Annotated in this window: 16 protein-coding genes; 9 read left to right on the forward strand and 7 right to left on the reverse strand. The window is 72.6% G+C overall.

The features are described 5' to 3' along the window. Positions 1–44: 44 nt before the first annotated feature. The 4 genes from AB0K05_RS20670 to AB0K05_RS20685 all read left to right on the forward strand — a co-directional run bounded on the left by AB0K05_RS20670 (position 45) and on the right by AB0K05_RS20685 (position 4,452). Positions 45–1,178: an NAD(P)/FAD-dependent oxidoreductase gene (locus AB0K05_RS20670; protein ID WP_364230869.1), complete on the forward strand. Its 1,134-nt coding sequence runs from the start codon at positions 45–47 to the stop codon at positions 1,176–1,178. A 110-nt stretch (positions 1,179–1,288) separates the two neighbouring features. Further along, positions 1,289–2,686, forward strand: coding sequence for an FAD-dependent oxidoreductase (locus tag AB0K05_RS20675; RefSeq protein WP_364230871.1), 1,398 nt, complete (start codon positions 1,289–1,291; stop codon positions 2,684–2,686). Between the two features lie 33 nt (positions 2,687–2,719). Then, on the forward strand, positions 2,720–4,036 hold the full coding sequence (locus AB0K05_RS20680; protein ID WP_271279462.1) for an MFS transporter: 1,317 nt from the start codon (positions 2,720–2,722) through the stop codon (positions 4,034–4,036). Next, positions 4,033–4,452, forward strand: coding sequence for a metalloregulator ArsR/SmtB family transcription factor (locus tag AB0K05_RS20685; protein ID WP_271279461.1), 420 nt, complete (start codon positions 4,033–4,035; stop codon positions 4,450–4,452). The genes AB0K05_RS20680 and AB0K05_RS20685 overlap by 4 nt, the downstream gene beginning before the upstream one ends. 29 nt (positions 4,453–4,481) lie before the next feature. Here AB0K05_RS20685 and AB0K05_RS20690 read toward each other — a convergent pair whose 3' ends face one another. The 3 genes from AB0K05_RS20690 to AB0K05_RS20700 all read right to left on the reverse strand — a co-directional run bounded on the left by AB0K05_RS20690 (position 4,482) and on the right by AB0K05_RS20700 (position 6,464). Continuing rightward, on the reverse strand, positions 4,482–5,228 hold the full coding sequence (locus tag AB0K05_RS20690) for an MBL fold metallo-hydrolase (protein WP_364230874.1): 747 nt from the start codon (positions 5,226–5,228) through the stop codon (positions 4,482–4,484). 254 nt (positions 5,229–5,482) lie between these two features. Further along, complete coding sequence (locus AB0K05_RS20695) at positions 5,483–5,656, reverse strand: hypothetical protein (RefSeq protein WP_364230877.1); 174 nt, start codon at positions 5,654–5,656, stop codon at positions 5,483–5,485. A gap of 46 nt (positions 5,657–5,702) precedes the next feature. Continuing rightward, on the reverse strand, positions 5,703–6,464 hold the full coding sequence (locus tag AB0K05_RS20700; protein ID WP_271279458.1) for an SDR family oxidoreductase: 762 nt from the start codon (positions 6,462–6,464) through the stop codon (positions 5,703–5,705). 136 nt (positions 6,465–6,600) lie between these two features. On the opposite strand from AB0K05_RS20700, the gene AB0K05_RS20705 reads away from it, so the two are divergent. Next, entirely contained in the window at positions 6,601–8,871 is a 2,271-nt protein-coding gene (locus AB0K05_RS20705) for an ATP-binding domain-containing protein (protein WP_364230879.1), read from the forward strand. 58 nt (positions 8,872–8,929) lie between these two features. On the opposite strand, the gene AB0K05_RS20710 is transcribed toward AB0K05_RS20705, so the two are convergent. Then, on the reverse strand, positions 8,930–9,379 hold the full coding sequence (locus AB0K05_RS20710) for a MarR family transcriptional regulator (RefSeq protein WP_271279456.1): 450 nt from the start codon (positions 9,377–9,379) through the stop codon (positions 8,930–8,932). Between the two features lie 110 nt (positions 9,380–9,489). Between AB0K05_RS20710 and AB0K05_RS20715 the strand changes: the two genes are divergently transcribed. After that, complete coding sequence (locus AB0K05_RS20715) at positions 9,490–12,699, forward strand: efflux RND transporter permease subunit (RefSeq protein ID WP_364230881.1); 3,210 nt, start codon at positions 9,490–9,492, stop codon at positions 12,697–12,699. A 49-nt stretch (positions 12,700–12,748) separates the two neighbouring features. Here AB0K05_RS20715 and AB0K05_RS20720 read toward each other — a convergent pair whose 3' ends face one another. Together AB0K05_RS20720 and AB0K05_RS20725 are read right to left on the reverse strand one after the other, a co-directional pair. Continuing rightward, on the reverse strand, positions 12,749–13,438 hold the full coding sequence (locus tag AB0K05_RS20720; protein ID WP_148031547.1) for a TetR/AcrR family transcriptional regulator: 690 nt from the start codon (positions 13,436–13,438) through the stop codon (positions 12,749–12,751). 46 nt (positions 13,439–13,484) lie between these two features. Further along, complete coding sequence (locus tag AB0K05_RS20725; protein WP_364230883.1) at positions 13,485–14,480, reverse strand: aldo/keto reductase; 996 nt, start codon at positions 14,478–14,480, stop codon at positions 13,485–13,487. 139 nt (positions 14,481–14,619) lie between these two features. Between AB0K05_RS20725 and purB the strand changes: the two genes are divergently transcribed. Next, positions 14,620–16,050, forward strand: coding sequence for an adenylosuccinate lyase (purB, locus tag AB0K05_RS20730; RefSeq protein ID WP_364230885.1), 1,431 nt, complete (start codon positions 14,620–14,622; stop codon positions 16,048–16,050). Next, the gene (locus AB0K05_RS20735; RefSeq protein ID WP_364230887.1) at positions 16,047–16,811 is read left to right on the forward strand and encodes a GNAT family N-acetyltransferase; all 765 of its coding nucleotides are present in this window, start codon (positions 16,047–16,049) and stop codon (positions 16,809–16,811) included. Before purB ends, AB0K05_RS20735 begins: the two co-directional genes overlap by 4 nt. Before the next feature lie 55 nt (positions 16,812–16,866). On the opposite strand, the gene AB0K05_RS20740 is transcribed toward AB0K05_RS20735, so the two are convergent. Beyond that, positions 16,867–18,342: an aldehyde dehydrogenase family protein gene (locus AB0K05_RS20740; protein ID WP_364230889.1), complete on the reverse strand. Its 1,476-nt coding sequence runs from the start codon at positions 18,340–18,342 to the stop codon at positions 16,867–16,869. Between the two features lie 113 nt (positions 18,343–18,455). On the opposite strand from AB0K05_RS20740, the gene AB0K05_RS20745 reads away from it, so the two are divergent. Continuing rightward, the gene (locus AB0K05_RS20745; protein WP_261808545.1) at positions 18,456–19,283 is read left to right on the forward strand and encodes an IclR family transcriptional regulator; all 828 of its coding nucleotides are present in this window, start codon (positions 18,456–18,458) and stop codon (positions 19,281–19,283) included. Positions 19,284–19,434: the final 151 nt, after the last annotated feature.

The following is a 19,434-nucleotide window of genomic DNA, read 5'->3' on the forward strand; positions in this document are numbered from 1 at the left end:
TCCCCGCACTCTACCCTTATACCGACTTATTGACATATTAGAAAATGACGGTACGTTCTGGCGGCATGCCGATCGACAACGACCGCCTTCTGATCATCGGAGCCGGGCAGTCCGGCCTGGCCGCCGCGCATGCCGCACTGGAGCTGGGGCTGCGGCCCGTGCTGCTGGAGGCCTCAGGCCGGGCGGCCGGGTCCTGGCCGCGCTACTACGACAGCCTCGCCCTGTTCTCGCCCGCCCGCTACAGCAGCCTGCCCGGCTTGCCCTTCGACGGCGATCCCGAGCGCTACCCGCGCCGCGACGAGGTGGTCGTCTACCTGGAGCGCTATGCCGCCGCCCTGGTCGAGCGCGGTGCCGAGCTGCGCACCGGCGCCCGTGTCGATGCCGTGCGTCCCACCGGTGAGCCCGACGGGACCGGCTTCCTCGTACGCCTGACCGGCGGGGAGGAGCTGGCCGCCCCGGCCCTCGTCGCGGCCAGCGGCTCCTTCGGCCGCCCGCACCGGCCCGCCCTCCCGGGTCTGGGCGCCTTCACCGGCCCGGTGCTGCACGCCGCCGACTATCGCTCGCCGGCCTCGCTTCCCGGCGAGCACGTCATCGTGGTCGGAGTGGGCAACTCGGCGGTCCAGATCGCGCACGAGCTGGCCGCCGAGCGCCGGGTGACGCTGGCCGGCCGCGCGCCGATCCGCTTCGTCGAGCAGCGCCCGCTCGGCCGTGACCTGCATTTCTGGTTTCGCGTGACCGGGTTCGACCGGCTGCCGCTGGCCCGTGCGGAGGCTCCGCCCGCCTCGCCGGTGCTCGACGACGGCCGCTACCGCCGGGCGCTGCGCGAGGGCCGCTACGCGCGGCGGACGATGTTCGCCCGGCTCGACGGCGATCGCGCGGTCTGGCCCGATGGCCGGAGCGAGCGCGTCGACGCGGTGCTGCTGGCCACCGGCTACCGGCCGAACCTGCCCTACCTCGCCGGCCTGGGCGCGCTGTCCGCCGGCGGGCGCCCGCGCCAGCGCCGCGGCCTGTCGCTGACCCACCCCGGCCTCGGCTACCTGGGCCTGGAGTGGCAGCGTACTCCCTCCTCCAACACCCTTCGCGGGGTCGGCGCCGACGCCCGTCGCGTCGTCGCCGCGCTGGCCCGCCATCTCCGCGGAACCCGCCGGCGCGTGAGCGGACCGCTTCCGGGGTACTGATTAGATGTAGCTCTAATTTGACATTGCTCTAAGTTGTCCGCCAAGCTACTTAGACAATCGTCAAAACAGCGCGGACCGTCGCGGCCCGCGGAACCATGAGGAGAAGCACCATGAGCGGATGCTGCGGTCCCACCGCCGTCGAACTCCAGCCGAGTGCGCAGGCCGTGCGGTCCGACGACCTGCCCGTCGCGGTCGTCGGCGCGGGCCCGGTCGGGCTGGCCGCGGCGGCCCACCTGGCCGAACGGGGCCTCGATTTCGTGGTGCTGGAGGCCGGTGAGCAGGCGGGCGCCTCGGTGGCCCAGTGGGGACACGTGCGGGTGTTCAGCCCGTGGAAGTACAACATCGACCCAGCCGCCCGCCGCCTGCTGGAGGCCGATGGCTGGAGCGCCCCCGACCCCGAGTGGCTGCCCACCGGGGCCGAGCTGATCGACGACTATCTCGCGCCGCTGGCCAAGCTCTTCGGCGACCGGATCCGTACGGGCGCGAAGGTGAGCGCGATCAGCAGACTCGGCTACGACCGGGTCCGCACGGCGGGCCGCGAGCGGGCGCCGTTCCTGATCCGGCTGGCCGGCGGCGGCGAGCTGCACGCCCGCGCGGTCGTCGACGCCTCCGGCACCTACGCCACCCCGAACGTGCTCGGCGCGTCCGGCCTGCCCGCCCACGGCGAGGCCGGCGCGGCGGATCTGGTCGACCACGCGCTGCCTGACGTGCTCGGCGCCGATCGCGACCGGTACGCCGGCAAGCATGTCCTGGTGGTCGGCGCCGGGCACTCGGCCGCCACCACGCTGCTCGCGCTCGCCCAGCTCGACGACACCCCGATCACCTGGGCCATCCGCGCAGGCGACGCCGGCCGTACCTACGGCGGCGGCGAGGCGGACGCGCTGCCCGCCCGCGGCGCGCTCGGCACCCGCCTGCACGCCCACGTCACCTCCGGCCGCATCCGCCTGCTGACCGGCTTCTTCACGCACGCCGTCGAACGCGACGGCGCGCGGGCGCGGGTGATCAGCCGCGATCCGTCCGGCGCCGAGCAGGCCGTCACCGCCGACCGGATCGTGGCCGCCACCGGCTACCGCCCCGACCACGCCATCGCGAGCGAGCTGCGCCTGGACCTGGACGCGGTCCTCGGCTCCACCCGGGCGCTGGCGCCGCTGATCGACCCGAACGCGCACTCCTGCGGCACCGTGCCGCCGCACGGCGCCGACGAGCTCGCGCACCCGGAGGACGGCTACTACGCGGTGGGGGTCAAGAGTTACGGCCGCGCCCCCACCTTCCTGCTGGCCACCGGTTACGAGCAGGCCCGCTCGGTCGTCGCCGCGCTGGCCGGCGACTGGGAGGCCGCCCGGGACGTGCGGCTCGACCTGCCCGAGACCGGCGTGTGCTCCTCCAGCCTGGCCGAGGCCCAGGAGCAGCGCCTCGGCCTGGCCACCGGGATCAGCGGCGGCCTGCTGGGCAGTCCGCTGCCGCTGGCGACCGCCGGAGCCTCGCAGGGCGGCGGCTGCTGCGGCTGATCCCCGACGACCGCCTCTTTCCAAGGAGCGCTTATGCCGGCCGTCGATCCTCTCTCCGCCGCCTCGGCCGGCGGAGAGAGCGGTGCCCGCCCCGCGCCCGGCCGCGGCCTGGGCAGGGGGTGGCCCCTGGTGGCGGCGCTGGCCCTCACCCAGACCCTCGGGTTCGGCGTGCTGTACTACAGCTTCTCGGTGCTGCTCACGCCGATGAGCCGCGACCTGGCCGCCGACCCGTCGCGGGTCTCGCTCGCGCTGACGGTCTCGGTGCTCATCGCGGCGCTGGGCGCGCCGGTGGCGGGCCGCTGGCTGGACGCGCGCGGCGGCCGCGCCCTGATGACGGCGGGCTCGGTGCTGGGCGCGGTCTCGCTGCTGGCCTGGTCACAGGTGCGGACCGTGGCCCAGTTGTACGCGGTGTTCGTCCTCATCGGCGTCGCCGCGGCCATGGTGCTGTACGAGGCGGCCTTCGCCGTGATCGTCGCCCGCTTCGCCGCCCCGGCCCGCGCCACGGCGCTGCTCGCGGTCACCGTGGTGGCGGGGTTCGCCTCCTCCATCTTCATGCCGGTGACCGGCGCGCTGGTCCAGGCGTACGGCTGGCGCCAGGCCCTGATCATCCTCGGCGTCGTCTACGGCGCGGCGGCCATTCCGCTGCATCTCCTGGCCGTGGGCCGTCCCCGGACGGGGAAGCCTTCGGCGTCGGACACGAGTGACTCGGCCCAGGCCGGGGCCGGCGAGCGGGCGGCGCTGGTGCGCGCCGCCACCCGCCAGGCGGCCTTCTCGTTGCTGGCCGCCGCTTTCACCCTGCACAGCGCCGGCACGGCCACCATCTCGGTCCTGCTCATCACCTACCTGATCCACCTCGGCCACCCGCCGCTGCTGGCCGCCGGTGTGGCCGGGCTGCTCGGCGTGCTGTCGGTCACCGGACGGCTGATCACCACCGGGCTGCAGCGCCGCCTGCCCGCCGCGCTGATCGCCGCCGCCATCTTCGCCCTGCAAGCCGTGGGCGCCGCCGCGCTGCCGCTGATCGGCGCCACCACCGCGGGCGCCGTCGCCGCGGTGCTGATGTTCGGGCTCGGCTTCGGCGTCGCCACCATCACCAAACCGCACCTGCTGACCGAACGCTACGGCACCACCGCCTACGCCAGCCTGTCCGGCCGCCTGGCCCTGCCCGCCACCCTGGCCAAGGCCGTGAGCCCGGCCGCAGCCCTGGCCCTGGCCCAGGCCGCCGGCTACGGATGGGTCATGACCGGCGTCGCCCTCACCTGCCTGACCGCCGCCGCGGCGCTGACCCTCTACCACCGCCTATCATTTAGACGAACATCGAAACACCAGTCAGGCCCGGAGGCTCCCGCATGACCGCCACCACCCTGCCCCTCGCCCGCGGCAGCCAGGACGCTCAGGCCGGGACGTGCTGCGCGCCGATCGCCCGCCGGCCGCTCAGCGAAGGCGACGCCGCCGAGCTGGCCGTCCTGCTCAAGGCGGTGGCCGATCCGGTCCGGCTGCGCCTGCTGTCCATGATCGGCTCCCACGCCGGCGGCGAAGCCTGCGTGTGCGACCTGACCGACGCCTTCGACCTGACCGCGCCCACCATCAGCCACCACCTGAAGGTGCTGCGCACCGCCGGCCTGATCGGCAGCGAGCGGCGCGGCACCTGGGTCTACTACTGGATCATCCCCGAGACGGTGAACAAACTGGGCGCCCTGTTCGCCCCGCTGACCGAGCCCGGCTCCCGCTCCGATCGTCCGGCGGACCTCACGGTCACCCCGACCTGAGCCCCCGAGCACCGGCCCTCGCTCGTTGATCAGTTCCACCCGAGTGGGACAGTGAGTCCTTCCTCGGCCGCCAACACCTCACCGCCGAACTCCTCGCGGGCGGCGGCCACGGAGGCGGCCCGGTCGTTGCCCGGCCAGAAGTGGGTGAGCATCAACCGGCGTGCGCGTGCGCGTCGGGCCCAGTGACCGGCCTCTGTGGAGGCGAGCAGATTGCGGGTGGGGCGGTCGGCCTCGCCGTCGCGGTCGGTGGCCTCGACGATGAACAGGTCGGCGTCGCGCCCGAGCTCGGCGAGCGCGGGAGTCGGACCGGTGTCACCGGTGTAGGCCAGGACGACCCCGTCGGCCTCCAGGCGGATGCCGGCGTTGGGCACATAGTGCGGCAGCGACAATCCCGTGAGGGCGAACGGCCCCACCCGGTGACCGCCCGGCAGCGGACGCACGTCGAAGACCGCGTGGAGGTCGGCGTCGGGCTCCAGCCCGCCGATCCGGTCGAGCACGCCCGGCGGGCAGTACAACGGCAGCCGTGGGCCACCGGGGTCGCCGTAGAAACGCATCCGGAACAACCCGTGCAGGTCGACGCAGTGGTCGGGGTGCTCGTGGGTGACGACGACCGCGTCCACCGCGCCGTCCGGCCAGTGCGCGAGCAGGCGCGGCAGCGTGGCGTAGCCGAGGTCGAGCAGCAGCCGGTAACCGTCCCAGTCCACCGCGAACCCGCTGCAGGCACGGCCCGGCTCGGGGAACGCACCACAACTGCCGAGGACGGTCACCTGTCGCATCCGTACAGGATGCCAGTCCCCTGTGACGGTCGTGGAACGGCGAAGGCCCCCGCCGGGTCGGCGGGGGCCTTCAGCCATACGTGTGCGTACCGGTGTGCGTGTCGCCTCTCGGCGAAAGGCTCAACGCGGCTCCAGCCGTACGGTAGTCCGCGAAGGCGATAGGTGAGGCCCGGGGACACTGGGCACACCGGCCACGAGTCATGTAACCACCGGGAGGCCGCGGATGTTCCCGCGCGGCCGGCCGGTGAAGGAAGTCACCGGTCGACGGCGTAGGTCGACTGGACGACGCCCGCGCCGAGCACCCGCGTGGACCGGTGGGTCAGCGCGACGTCCTCCTCCAGCGGGCTGAGGGTGCCGTCACCGGTCAGGGCCCGCAGGATGAGCGCCCCGTTGTAGGCGACCTGCACGGCGCGGGCCGGCGCGGGCACGTCGGTGGCCGGGGCACTGAATGATCTACTTTGTAAAGGCGCCGGGTCAGTGGACCGAGAAGCCGCCGTCGACGTACAGCAGGTGGCCGGTGACGAACGCGGCGGCGTCGCTCGCCAGGAACACCGCGGCGCCCGCGAAGTCCTGGGGGACGCCGTTGCGGCCGGCCATGTGACGGGCGGCCATCTGCTCGACGCGGCCGGGGATGGCCTGGGCGGGCTCGGTCAGCGGGGTGAGGACGAATCCGGGGATGATCGTGTTGACCGACACTCCCTGGGCGGACCATGCCTCGGCCTGGGAGCGGGTGAGGCCGGCGAGCGCGGCCTTGGCGGCGCCGTAGACGCCGCTGTCGCCGAAGGCGCGGACGCTCTGCTGGGAGCCGATGTTGATGACGCGGCCCCAGCCGCGTGCGGCCATGAGCGGCCCGTAGTGCTGCCCGAGCAGGTAGGGGGCGGTCAGGTTGACCGCGATGGTCTGCGCGTAGTCGTCCTCGGTCAGCTCGGCCATGGGCTTGCGGATGTTGTTGGCCGCGTCGTTGACCAGCACGTCGATGTGGCCGGCCTGCTCGCACACGCGGCGCACGGCCTCGCGGTCGCCGAGGTCGGCCACGATCGTGGAGGCGGTGACGCCGTGTCCGCGCAGCCGTTCGGCGGCCCGGTCGAGCCCGGCCTTGCCGCGGGCGACGATCACCACTTCGGCGCCGGCGCGGCCGAGCGCCTCGGCGATGGCGTAGCCGATGCCGGAGCTGCCGCCGGTGACCAGCGCGCGCCGCCCGGCGAGGGAGAACAGGCTCTGCAGGTAGTCAGGCATGATCGGCAAGCTAGCACGCGGCCCGGCGGAGGCGGTCGGCAGGGAGGCGTTGCCGCGCACGCCGACGGGAGGTAAGCTCGACTGCTTGACATCTAAGACAGTCTTCACACATCTCCCGTAAGGAGTATACCACTTGATGGATAATCGTCAAGATGCTCTCGCCGCGGCCCTTGACACCGAACAGCGGGTCGTGTCGGACCTCTACGGCAGGCTCGACTCCGCCAGGGAGCGGGCGGAGTCGGCGCTGCGCGCCGTGCACGCCCGGGGCGGCGGCACCCGCCAGGCCATGGTCGAGCGCGAGGCGCTGGCCACGTCGCAGGCCCGCCGCCTGGCGCAGCTGAACGGGGTGGAGCGCGGGCTGTGCTTCGGCCGGGTCGACGACCGCGACGGCCGGAGCGTCTACGTCGGCAGGATCGGCCTGCGCGACGAGGAGGGCTCGGCGGTGCTGATCGACTGGCGGGCCCCGGCCGCGCGCGCGTTCTACCTGGCCACCGCCACCGACCCCGGCTCGCTGGTGCGGCGCCGCCATCTGCACCTGCGGGGCCGCACGGTCACGGGGCTGGACGACGAGGTGTTCGACCTGGAGGGGATGAGCGACGGCGAGCGCCGCACGCTGGTGGGGGAGGCGGCGCTGCTGGCGGCGCTGCGCCGGGGCCGCACCGGCCGCATGGGCGACGTGGTGGCCACCATCCAGACCGAGCAGGACCGGGTGATCCGCGCCTCGCTGCAGGGCGCGCTGGTGGTGCAGGGCGGGCCGGGCACCGGCAAGACGGTGGCGGCGCTGCACCGCGCCGCCTACCTGCTCTACACCCACCGCGACACGCTGGAGCGGCGCGGCGTGCTGGTGGTCGGCCCGAACGCGATGTTCCTGCGCTACATCGGCCAGGTGCTGCCGTCGCTGGGGGAGACGCAGGTGGTGATGGCGACGCTCGGCGAGCTGTTCCCGGGGGTGCGCGCGACGGCCGCCGACCCGCCGGCGGCCGCGGTCGTCAAGGGCGACATCCGGATGGCCGGGGTGGTGGCCGCGGCGGTGCGCGATCGCCAGCGGGTGCCGGACGGCGAGCTGGTGGTGGAGCTCGACGGGTTGCGGCTGCGGGTCCCGCACGAGACCTGCGCCCGGCACCGGGCGCGGGCGCGCGCGGTGCGGCTGACGCACAACATGGCACGCAAGCTGTACGTGACGGAGATGCTCAAGGAGCTGGCCAGGGCCGAGGCGCGGGCGCTGGAGGAGGGGCTGCGCCTGGCGGAGATGGAGCTGGAGGACCCGGAGCTGGCCGGGCCGCTGGACCTGGAGTCCGACCTGGACGAGATCGACCTGGCGGTGGCGTCGGAGCGGCTGTGGGCGCAGCCGGAGGTGCGGGAGGCGATCGACGCGCTGTGGCCGGAGCTGACGCCGTCGCGGCTGATCAGTGAGCTGCTGTCCTCGCCGGCGACGCTGGAGGCGCTGTGCCCGCCTGACCTGGACTGGCGGGCGCTGGTGCGGCCCGCCGGCGCCGCCTGGACGGCCGGTGACGTGCCGCTGCTCGACGAGGCGGCCGAGCTGCTGGGCCAGGACGACTCGGCGGCACGGGCGGCGGGCCGCCGCGCTGAGGAGGACCTGCGGGAGCGTCACCTGTTCGCCCGGGAGGTGCTGCAGACCACCGGCGTGCTGGAGGAGGGCATCTTCGAACGGGCCGACGTGCTGGCCGAGCGGCACGCCGACGACGGGTCCGAGCTGACGACGGCCGACCGGGCGGCGCGGGACCGCACCTGGGCGTACGGGCACGTGATCGTGGACGAGGCGCAGGAGCTGTCGGCGATGGCCTGGCGGCTGGTGATGCGCCGGGTGCCGGCCAAGTCGCTCACGGTGGTCGGCGACCTCGCGCAGACGGGTTCGGCGGCCGGGGCCCGCTCGTGGGGCGAGGTGCTGGATCCGTACCTGGAGGGCCGCTGGCGGGAGGAGCGGCTGGAGGTGAACTACCGCACCCCGGCCGAGATCATGGAGGTGGCGGCGGACGTGCTGGCGGCGATCGACCCGTCGCTGACGCCGCCGCGCTCGGTGCGCGACGGCGGCGCGCCTCCCCGATCGGTGCGGGCGGGGCTCGCGGACCTGCCGGAGCTGGCCCGCGAGGAGCTGGCGGCGATCGGCGAGGGCCGGGTGGGCGTGGTGGTCCCGGACGCGCTGTACGGGCGGGCGGCAGCGCTGTTCCCCGGGCAGGACCTGGACGCGCCGGTGACGGTGCTGACGGTGACGAGGGCCAAGGGGCTGGAGTTCGACGCGGTGATCGTGGCCGATCCCGCCGCGATCCTGGCCCAGTCGCCGAACGGGGCGCAGGACCTGTACGTGGCGATCACGCGGGCGACGCGCCGGCTGACGGTGGCCTGCGAGGGTGAGCTGCCGCCGTCGCTGTCCCGCCTGACCACTTGATCTACATTGTAAAGGCGCCGGGCGGGGGTCGTGATCTCCCGTACGGGGGGAACCCCCGCTACGACGCCCGATGCAGCTCGGCGGCGGCTTCGTGGAGGCGGACGGTCACGTGGTGCAGGCAGCGGAGCGTCTCGGTGTCGAGGTGGTTCATGATCCGGCGGTACTGCTTGAGGCCGGCGTCGTTGATCTCCTCGATGAGGGTGCGGCCGGCGGGGGTGAGCTCGACGCGGCGCACGCGCCGGTCGTGCGGGTCCTCGTGGCGGCTGACCAGGCCGTGGGCGACCAGGCGGTCGACGAGGCCGGTGACGGTGCCGAGGGTGACGCCGAGGTTGTGGGAGAGGTCCTGGCCGGTGGCCGAGCCGTTGGCGGCGACGAGCATGATGACCTTGAGCTGGCGCATCGTGAGGTTGGAGGAGAACAGCGGCGACTGGTGGCGGGCGAGGGCCCGGCCGAGGTCGCGCTGGATCTGCATGATCTGGTGGATCAGATCGTCGCGTTCGTCGTTCACGTACACCTCTCGATTTCCTGAGAAGGTTATCAGGAACGTCGTGCGACGTTAAATATTCGTCCAAGGCGAAGTGTTAGTCTGGGGCCGAAATCTTGAAGGGAACCGACTCCATGACCGCACTCGCCCGGTTGAGCCTTGCCAACCGCAGTCTAGTGATCTTGATCGCGGTCGTGCTCAGCGCCTTCGGCCTGTTCACGATCCCGCAGCTGAAGCAGCAGTTGCTGCCGTCGCTGAGCTTTCCCGGCGCCTTCGTGGTGGCGGCTTATCCGGGCGCGTCGCCGGACATCGTGGAAGAACAGGTCACCGAACCCCTGGAGGACTCCTTCCAGGGGCTCGACGGCATGGAGTCGATGACCTCGACGTCGAAGGAAGGGCTGGCGCAGATCCAGGTCGCCTTCGAGTACGGCACCGACGTCGACGCGGCGGTCAGCCGGATGCAGCAGGCGGTCAACCGGATCGGCGGCCAGCTCCCGGCGAACGTGGAGCCGCAGGTCGTGGCGGGCAGCACCGACGACATCCCGGTGCTGGTGCTGGCGGTGGGCGACGGCGGCGACCCGCGGGAGATGGCCGACAAGCTGCGCGGCATCGTGCTGCCGGAGCTGCGGGCCGTCGACGGCGTGCGCGAGGCGCAGGTGACCGGCACCCGCGACGAGGTCGTGACGATCACGCCGGATCTGGGGAAGATGGCGCTGGCCGGGGTGTCGGCGGCGCAGATCCCCGAGGTGCTGCGCGCCAACGGCACGCCGGTCCCGGCCGGTTCGCTGGTGGAGGACGGCACGTCGCTGACCGTCCAGGTCGGCACGCGCGTCGAGTCGGTCGAGGACATCCGCGACCTCTACCTCACGCCCGCGCAGCCGCAGGCCCAGGCCCAGCCGCAGCAGCAGCAGGCTCAGAACGCGCAGCAAGCGCAGCCGCAGGCGCCGCAGCAGGCCGTGCAGCAGCGCGCGCCGAAGCCGGTCAAGCTCGGTGACGTGGCGACCGTGGAGCGCGGCCTGTCCGACGCCACCACGATCACCCGCACCGACGGCCACACGAGCCTGGGCGTGTCGGTCACCATGGTGCCCGACGGCAACGCGGTGGCGATCTCCCACGAGGTGCGGGAGAAGCTGCCCGAGCTGACCCGCGCGCTCGGTGACGGCTCCGACACCGCGATCGAGGTGGTCTTCGACCAGGCCCCGTACGTGGAGGAGTCGATCGAGAACCTCACCACCGAGGGCATTCTCGGTCTGGTGTTCGCGGTGCTGGTCATCCTGGTGTTCCTGCTGTCGGTGCGCTCCACGCTGGTGACGGCGGTGTCGATCCCGCTGTCGGTGGTGATCGCGCTGCTGGTGCTGTGGCTGGGCGACTACTCGCTCAACATGCTGACGCTGGGCGCGCTGACGATCGCGATCGGCCGGGTGGTGGACGACTCGATCGTGGTGCTGGAGAACATCAAGCGGCATCTCAGCTACGGCGAGGCCAGGCGGTCGGCGATCCTGACGGGCGTGCGCGAGGTGGCGGGCGCGGTGACGGCGTCGACGCTGACCACGGTGGCGGTGTTCGCGCCGATCGCGATCGTCGGCGGCATGGTGGGCGAGCTGTTCGCGCCGTTCGCGATCACGGTGACGGTGGCGCTGCTGGCCTCGCTGGTGGTGTCGCTGACGGTGGTGCCGGTGCTGGCCTACTGGTTCCTCGGGACGCGCGGGCTGACGCCGGAGGAGGCCAGGGCGCAGCGGGAGAAGGCGGAGGCCAAGGAGCTGCGCTCGCCGCTGCAGCGCGCCTACCTGCCGGTGCTGCGTTTCGCCACCCGCTTCAAGGTCGTGACGCTGCTGATCGGCGTGGTGGTGTTCGCCGGCACGATGGGGCTGGCGGGCAGCCTGCAGACGAACTTCCTGGACTCCTCGGGCCAGGACACGATCTCGATGAGCCAGCGGATGCCGGTGGGCACCGACCTGAAGACCACCGACAAGGCGGCGGCCAAGGTCGAGGAGGTGCTGGAGCAGGTCGACTCGGTCGAGTCCTACCAGGTGAACGTCGGCGGCGGCAACGCCATGATGGGCGGGACCGGGGGCGGCGCCGACCGCGCCTCCTACTCGATCACGATCAAGGACGGCAGCGACACCCCGGCGGTGGAGCAGGAGCTGCGTGACCGGCTGGCCGAGGTGTCGGGCATCGGCGAGGTGACGGTGGGCGGCGCGTCGGCCGCGGGGTTCTCCTCCGACAGCGTCCAGGTGATCGTGCGCGCCCCCGACATCGGCGCGCTGCGCTCGGCCGCCGACGCGGTGACGGGCGCCATGGGCCAGGTGGAGGGGCTGCGGGACGTGTCCTCGAACCTGGAGACGAGCGCCCCGCGGATCGAGGTGCGGGTGGACCGGGAGAAGGCCGCCGCGCGCGGCCTGACCGAGGCGCAGATCGGGCAGACGGTGGCGCAGGCGTTCCGCGGCGCCCCGCTGGGCCAGCTCACGCTGGACGGCCGGGCGAGCGACCTGGTGCTGCGCGTCGGTGACGCGCCCGACGACGTCAAGGCGGTGCGCGACCTGCGGCTGCCGACGGCGTCCGGGCTGGTGAAGCTGTCGTCGGTGGCCGAGGTGGAGAAGGTGGACGGTCCCACCCAGATCACCCGGATCGACGGTGAGCGTTCGGCCACCGTCTCGGCCAAGGCCACGGCCGCCGACCTGGGCAGCGTCACCGCCGAGCTGACGCGCGAGCTGGACGGACTGGGCCTGTCGGCCGGTGCCGCGTACGAGATCGGCGGCGCTTCGGCGGACCAGGAGGAGGCGTTCGCGGACCTGGGGATGGCGATGCTGGCGGCGATTGCCATCGTCTTCATGATCATGGTGGCGACGTTCCGTAGCTTCGTGCAGCCGCTGATCCTGCTGGTGTCGATCCCGTTCGCGGCGACCGGCGCGGTGGGGCTGCTGGTGGCCACGGACACGGCGATGGGCGTGCCGGCGCTGATCGGCATGCTGATGCTCATCGGCATCGTGGTGACGAACGCGATCGTGCTGATCGACCTGATCAACCAGTACCGCGCCCAGGGCATGGGGATCGTGGAGGCGGTCGTGGAGGGCGGCCGGCGGCGGTTGCGGCCGATTCTCATGACGGCGGTGGCGACGATCTGCGCGCTGGTGCCGATGGCGCTCGGCGTGACGGGTCACGGCGGGTTCATCTCGCAGCCGCTGGCGATCGTGGTGATCGGCGGTCTGATCAGCTCGACGTTGCTGACGCTGGTGCTGGTGCCGACGCTGTACACGATGGTGGAGCGGGGCAAGGAGCGGATGCGGCGCACCCCGCCGGAGGCGAGGCCGGAGCCGAAGGTGCTGGAGACGGCGGCGCCCTGACGGGCGTGTCCGCCCGTGCGGCCCGGTGCCGTGCGGGCGGATGCCCCCGCTAGCCGCTCGTGGCGATGCGGTCGAGCCAGTCGGCCAGCAGGGCGCGTTCCGGCGCGTTGAGCGCGGTGGTGCGGGGCAGCACCGCGCGCAGCGCGACGGCGGCGGCGACCGGCCCGCCGTCCGGCGTCGCGCCGGGCGGCGGGCCGGTGGTGATGGTGGCGATGACCGAGTCGCGGGCGGTCGCCGACAGGGCCGGGTCGCGCTGCTCCTCGGGCATGGAGATGAGGGTGAGGGTGATCCCGCGGCCGGCGGCGTGCACGAGGAGGGCGGCGCGTTCCTCGGTCATGGCGAGCCGGCCGGCCTCGGCGATGCGGTGGATCATGCCGGAGAGGATCTCCGACGCCTGGCGGGCGGCGGGTGACTCGCCGGGGCGCGGGTCGCCGTAGATGAGGCTGTAGAGGGCGGGGTGCGCCAGGCCGAAGCCGACGTGCAGGTCCCAGCCGCGGCGCAGGTCGGCGACCGGGTCGTCGGTGACGGGGTTGTCCTTCTTGCTGCGCAGGTAGGTTTGGAAGCCGTGGCCGGCCACGGCGTCGAGCAGGCCCTGTTTGTCGCCGAAGACGCGGTAGATCGCCGGGGCCTGCACCCCGGCGGCGGCGCTCACGGCGCGGGTCGAGACCGCGTCGCGCCCGCCCTCGGTGAGCAGGGCCGAGGCGGCTTCGATGATGCGGTCCCGGTGCGTCTTCGCCATGTTTCCGATGGTAACAGAATGATGTTATCGATTTGGCCCGTGCCGGTCAGCGTTCGCTGTCCAGGTGGGCCATCGCCGGGGCGGCGTAGCGCGCGCCGGAGGCGGCGCCGGCGGGCACCGCGCGCTCGATGTCCGCCAGGTCCTGCTCGGTGAGGTGGACGCCGGTGGCGGCGAGGGATTCGGCCAGCCGGGCCCGGGTGCGGGCGCCGACGAGCGGCACGATGTCCTGGCCCTGCCGGCTCACCCAGGCGATCGCGGCCTGGGCGGTGGTCACGCCCTTGCGTTCGGCGACGCCGCGCAGGGCCTCCGCCAGTGCCAGGTTGCGCTCCAGGTTGTCGCCCTGGAAGCGCGGGCTGGCGGTGCGGAAGTCGCCGGAGGCGAGGTTTCTGTCCGGGGTCCAGTGGCCGCTCAGCAGGCCGCGCGACAGCACGCCGTAGGCCGTGACGCCGATGCCGAGCTCCCGCGCGGTGGGCAGGATCTCGGCCTCGATGCCGCGTGACAGCAGTGAGTACTCGATCTGCAGGTCGCTGATCGGGTGCACGGCGGCGGCCCTGCGCAGGGTGTCGGCGCCGACCTCGGACAGGCCGATGTGGCGGATGTATCCGGCCTGGACCAGCTCGGCGAGCGTGCCGACGGTCTCCTCGATGGGCACCTCGGGGTCGAGCCGGGCGGGCCGGTAGACGTCGATGTGGTCGGTGCCGAGCCGTCGCAGGCTGTAGGCGAGGAAGGTCTTGGTCGCGGCCGGGCTGGTGTCGTAGCCGAGCCAGCCGCCGTCGGGGCCGCGCAGCGCGCCGAACTTGACGCTGATCACGACGCGGTCGCGGTCGCCGCCGCGCAGGGCGTCGCGCAGCAGCAGCTCGTTGTGGCCCATGCCGTAGAAGTCGCCGGTGTCCAGCAGTGTGACGCCCGCTTCGAGGGCGGCGTGGATGGTGGCCAGCGACTCCTTCTCGTCGGCGGGGCCGTAGAGGTCGGACATGCCCATCAGGCCGAGCCCGAGCTCGGACACGACCGGCCCGGTGACGCCGAGGGTGCGCGTGTTCATGAGGTGTCTCCCTGAATGTTTTCACTGTTAACAGATATGACGGTATCACCGATAAGTTATCGTTGATACCGTAAGGGTGTGATCGCCGATACCGGCCTGTGCGGTACGGGCCGCGCACCTGCCCATACACTTGTCCAACGTGACTTCCAAGCCTCGCATCCCTGACGTCCTGGCAGCCCGTTACGCCTCGCCGGAGCTGGCCCGCCTGTGGTCTCCCGAGCACAAGGTGATCGCCGAGCGGCGGCTGTGGCTGGCGGTGCTGCGCGCGCAGGCCGAGCTCGGCGTGGCGGTGCCCGAGGGCGCGGTCGCCGACTACGAGAAGGTCGTCGACAGGGTCGACCTGGAGTCGATCGCGGCGCGCGAGCGGGTGAGCCGCCACGACGTCAAGGCGCGCATCGAGGAGTTCAACGCGCTGGCCGGGCACGAGCAGGTCCACAAGGGCATGACCTCCCGCGACCTGACCGAGAACGTCGAGCAGCTGCAGGTCCGCGACAGTCTCCTGCTGGTGCGCGGCCGCGTGGTGGCGCTGCTGGCCCGCCTGGCCGAGCTCGCCGCCCGTCACGAGGCGACCGTGCTGGCCGGCCGGTCCCACAACGTCGCCGCCCAGGCCACCACCCTCGGCAAGCGTTTCGCGGGCGCCGCCGACGAGCTGATGGTGGCCTACCGGCGGCTGGAGGAGCTGATCGCCCGCTACCCGCTGCGCGGAATCAAGGGCCCGGTCGGCACCGCCCAGGACATGCTCGACCTGCTCGGCGGCGACCACGCCAAGCTGGCGGAGCTGGAGGAGCGCGTCTCGGCCCACCTGGGCTTCGAGCGCCGGCTGACCAGCGTCGGCCAGGTCTACCCGCGCTCGCTGGACTTCGAGGTCGTCACCGCGCTCGTCCAGCTGGCCGCCGCGCCGTCCTCGCTGGCCAGGACGATCCGGCTGATGGCCGGCCACGAGCTGGTCACCGAGGGCTTCAAGGAGGGCCAGGTCGGCTCGTCGGCGATGCCGCACAAGATGAACACCCGCTCGTGCGAGCGGGTCAACGGCCTGGCCGTGGTGCTGCGGGGTTACGCCTCCATGGTGGGGGAGCTGGCCGGCGACCAGTGGAACGAGGGCGACGTGTCCTGCTCGGTGGTGCGCCGGGTGGCGCTGCCGGACGCGTTCTTCGCCTTCGACGGCCTGGTGGAGACGATGCTGACGGTGCTGGAGGAGTTCGGCGCCTTCCCCGCCGTGATCTCCGCCGAGCTCGACCGCTACCTGCCGTTCCTGGCGACGACCAAGATGCTCATGGCGGCGGTCCGGGCCGGGATGGGGCGCGAGCGGGCGCACGAGCTGATCAAGGAGCACGCGGTGGCGTCCGCGCTGGCGATGCGCCGGAGCGGCGGCGCCAACGAGCTGCTCGACCGGCTGGCCGCGGACGAGCGGTTCCCGCTGGACCGGGCGGCGCTGGATGCGCTGCTGGCCGACCGGGTGTCGTTCACCGGCGCCGCCGCCGGCCAGGTGCGGGAGGTCGTCGAGCAGGTGGGCCGTGTGGTGGCCGAGCACCCGGAGGCGGCCGCGTACCGTCCGGGCGCCATCCTGTGATCCACGAGCTGGCTTCGCTCGCCGGGTTGCGGGCCGCGTGCGGTGACGACGACCTGGTGGTGTGGAACGCGCAGGACCTCGGCGGCGGCGGGCCGGCGCGGGCGTGGGCGTCGGGCGGAGCGGTGGTGTCCGCCGCGCCCGGGGTGTCGCGCCACGACCGGCTGGCGGTGTGGGGGGAGGCCGCCGACGCGGTGGAGCTGGTCCGGCACGCGCTGGCCGAGCTGGGCCCCTCCTACCGGCCGTGGGGCGAGCGGGAGCTGCTGGCGCAGGTCGTGGCGAAGCTGGACGGGCTGGAGGTGGGCGGCGTGTTCTCCTGGATGAGCCTGGCCGGCCGGCCTGGGCCGGGTTTTCCGTCCGGTCCGCCCTTCGCGACGGAGGTGGGCTGGTTGCCGGCAGAGGCCGAGGGGGAGGTTGCCGCGCTGCTGGCGGTGGACGCGCCGGACTCCTACGCGGCTCCCGGGATGCCGGGGGTGCGCCGGTGGGCGGGGGTGCGGGTGGACGGGGTGCTGGCGTCGGTGGCGGCCGACGCCTGGCCGGCTCCGTCGGTGGGGGTGCTGGCGGGGGTGGCGACGGCGGCCGCGTTCCGGGGGCGGGGGCTGGCCGAGCGGGTGTGCGGGTGGGTGTCGGGGGAGCTGGTGGCGTCGTACGGGCGGGCGGCGCTGATGGTGGACGACGACAACGCCACGGCCATCGCCGTGTACGAGCGGCTCGGGTATCGGATCAGGCCGGTGCTGTCCTCGTACATGAAATCTACAATGTAAAGGGCGCGGGCGGGTGCGGAAACCGCACGTTACCAACCCCAGAAACCACCGACGGTCAGAAGGGGTAGGTGCGGGGTTCGTCCCGTACGGTGACCCACTGGGTCTCGCAGAACTCCTCGGCGGCGAAGCCGAGGCCGAACCGTCCCCAGCCGCTGTCCTTGACGCCGCCGAAGGGCATCTGCGGTTCGTCGTTGACGGGCTGGTCGTTGACGTGGACGATGCCGGCTTCCAGGGTGGCGGCCAGGCGTAGTCCGCGCCGGCTGTCGCCGGTGATGATGGAGGCGGCGAGGCCGAGGTCGGTGTGGTTGGCGCGGGCGACGGCTTCTTCGGCGGAGTCGACGGTTTCCACGACGACGACGGCGCCGAAGGTCTCGCTCTGGGCGATCTCGGCTTCGTCGGGGACGTCGGTGAGGACGGTGGCGGGGTAGCAGGGGGGTGCGGGTTCGCCGCCTGCCAGGACGCGGGCGCCGAGTCCGACGGCTTCTTTGACGCGCCGGTCGAGCAGGGCGAGGGCCCATTCGTTGATGACGGGGCCGATGACGGTGGCGGGGTCGGCGGGGTCGCCGGTGGGGAGTCGGGCGGCGCGGGCGGCGAAGCGTTCGGTGAAGGCGTCGGCGAGGGGGCGTTCGACGTAGATGCGGCGGGCGCACATGCAGACCTGGCCCTGGTGGATGAAGGCGCCGTAGACGGCGGCGTCGACGGCGTGGGTGAGGTCGGCGTCGGCGGCGACGATGAGGGGGTTCTGGCCGCTGAGTTGCAGGACGACGCGTTTGAGGTGGCGGCCGGCTTTTTCGGCGAGGCGTCTGCCGGTGGGGGTGGAGCCGGTGAAGTTGAGGCGTTTGACGAGGGGGCTGGCGAGGAGGGTGTCGCCGACGGCGCCGGCTTCGCCGGGTGCGTGGGTGATGACGTTGAGTGCTCCGGCGGGGAGTCCGGCTTGGTGGAGGATTTCGGCCCAGAGGGTGCCGCCGGTGTAGGGGGCTTCTTCGGAGGGTTTGAGTACGACGGTGTTGCCGAGGGCGAGGGGGCCGGTGATGGCGCGGCCGGAGAGGGTGAGTGAGGCGTTCCAGGGGGCGATGGCGGCGACGACGCCGACGGGTTTGCGTACGGCCATGGCTTGGGTGCCGTCGGTGTCGGAGGGGAGGAGTTCGCCTGCGGGGCGGTAGGCGAGGTTGGCGGCTTGGCGGAGGAGTTTGACGGCGAAGTCGAGTTGTACGGTGCCGAAGTGGTGGCCGCAGCCGGTTTCTGCGGCGAGGGCGGCGAGGACGTGGGTGGCGCGTTGTTCGAGGAGGTCGGCGGCGTTGAGGAAGACGCGCTGGCGTTCGGCGGGGCGGGTGCGGCTCCAGGTGGGGAAGGCGTGGTGGGCGGCGGTGATGGCGCGTTCGGTGTCTTCGGCGTCTCCGGCTGCGGCGTGGCCGAGGATGTGGCCTGACCAGGGGGATCGGTTGGGGTAGGTGCGGCCGGTGGTGGCGGGTGTCCAGGTGCCGGCGATGAAGTGTGTGGTGTTTGCGGTCCAGGGTTGTGCCGCGGCCATCGAGTCCCCGATCTTCTTGCTCGTTGTTGCCGGCCGTTAGCTTTCCGGTGGTGGGGGCGGGCTGTCCACAACGGTTCGGATGGTTAGAACGTTGGGGTCGTATTCTGGCACGCGTGGCTGATGATGGTTCTTCTCGTGGTCGTGCGGCGGCTGGTTCTTCGGCGTTCTCGGTGTCTTTGGAGCGGGGGCTGAGTGTGCTGTCGGCGTTCGGTGGTGATCGTTCGGTGCTGGGGATCGCGGATCTGGCGCGGGCGGTGGGGTTGAACAAGAGCACGACGTATCGGTATGTGGCGACGTTGGTGAAGCTGGAGTATCTGCGGCAGGACCCGGAGACGAAGAAGTATTTCCTGGGGCCGCGGGTGGTGGATCTGGGTTTCGCGGCGATCGATTCGATGGAGTTGACGAAGGTGGCGGGGCCGGTGTTGCAGGCGCTGGCCGATGAGACGGGGTTCACGGCGAGCATGGGGCTGTGTGACGGGCCGGACGTGGTGTATGTGGATCGGCGGCGGAGTGCGCGGCGGAGTTCGCTGGCGATGGATCTGAATCTGCATGTGGGGTCGCGGTTGCCGGCGTACTGCACGTCGATGGGGAAGGTGTTGCTGGCTTTCCGGGATCCGGTGGCGTTGCGGCAGACGCTGGATCGGATCGACATGGCGCGGCGGGGTCCGAAGACGATCACGAACAGGGAGCAGTTGGTGGCTGCGCTGGCGAAGGTGCGGCAGAGCGGGTGGGCGGTGAACGACGAGGAGCTGGCGCCGGGGTTGCGGTCGTTCGCGGCGCCGGTGCGTGATCGTTCGGGTGAGGTGGTGGCGGCGGTGAACGTGGCGGTGCATCTGACGATGGCGCCGGCGGCGGTGGAGTCGCTGGCGGGGCGGTTGGAGGGGCCGTTGCGGCGTACGGCGGCGGAGATTTCGCGGCGGTTGGGTTACCGGCCGGAGTAGGGGCGTTCGGGGGAGGCAAATCGCGTTCGGGTGGTTCGAACGCTGTGTTGCTCTGGTGTGGGCGGGACCGTACGGTCGGCTCAACTTCCGCCACCGGAGGTCCGTGCCGTTCCCCGGCCAGCTGGTGGCCGGGTGAGACATCCCCCAGAGC

The organism is Nonomuraea sp. NPDC049486 (assembly GCF_040676925.1).
In the GTDB taxonomy this organism is placed as follows: domain Bacteria; phylum Actinomycetota; class Actinomycetes; order Streptosporangiales; family Streptosporangiaceae; genus Nonomuraea; species Nonomuraea ferruginea.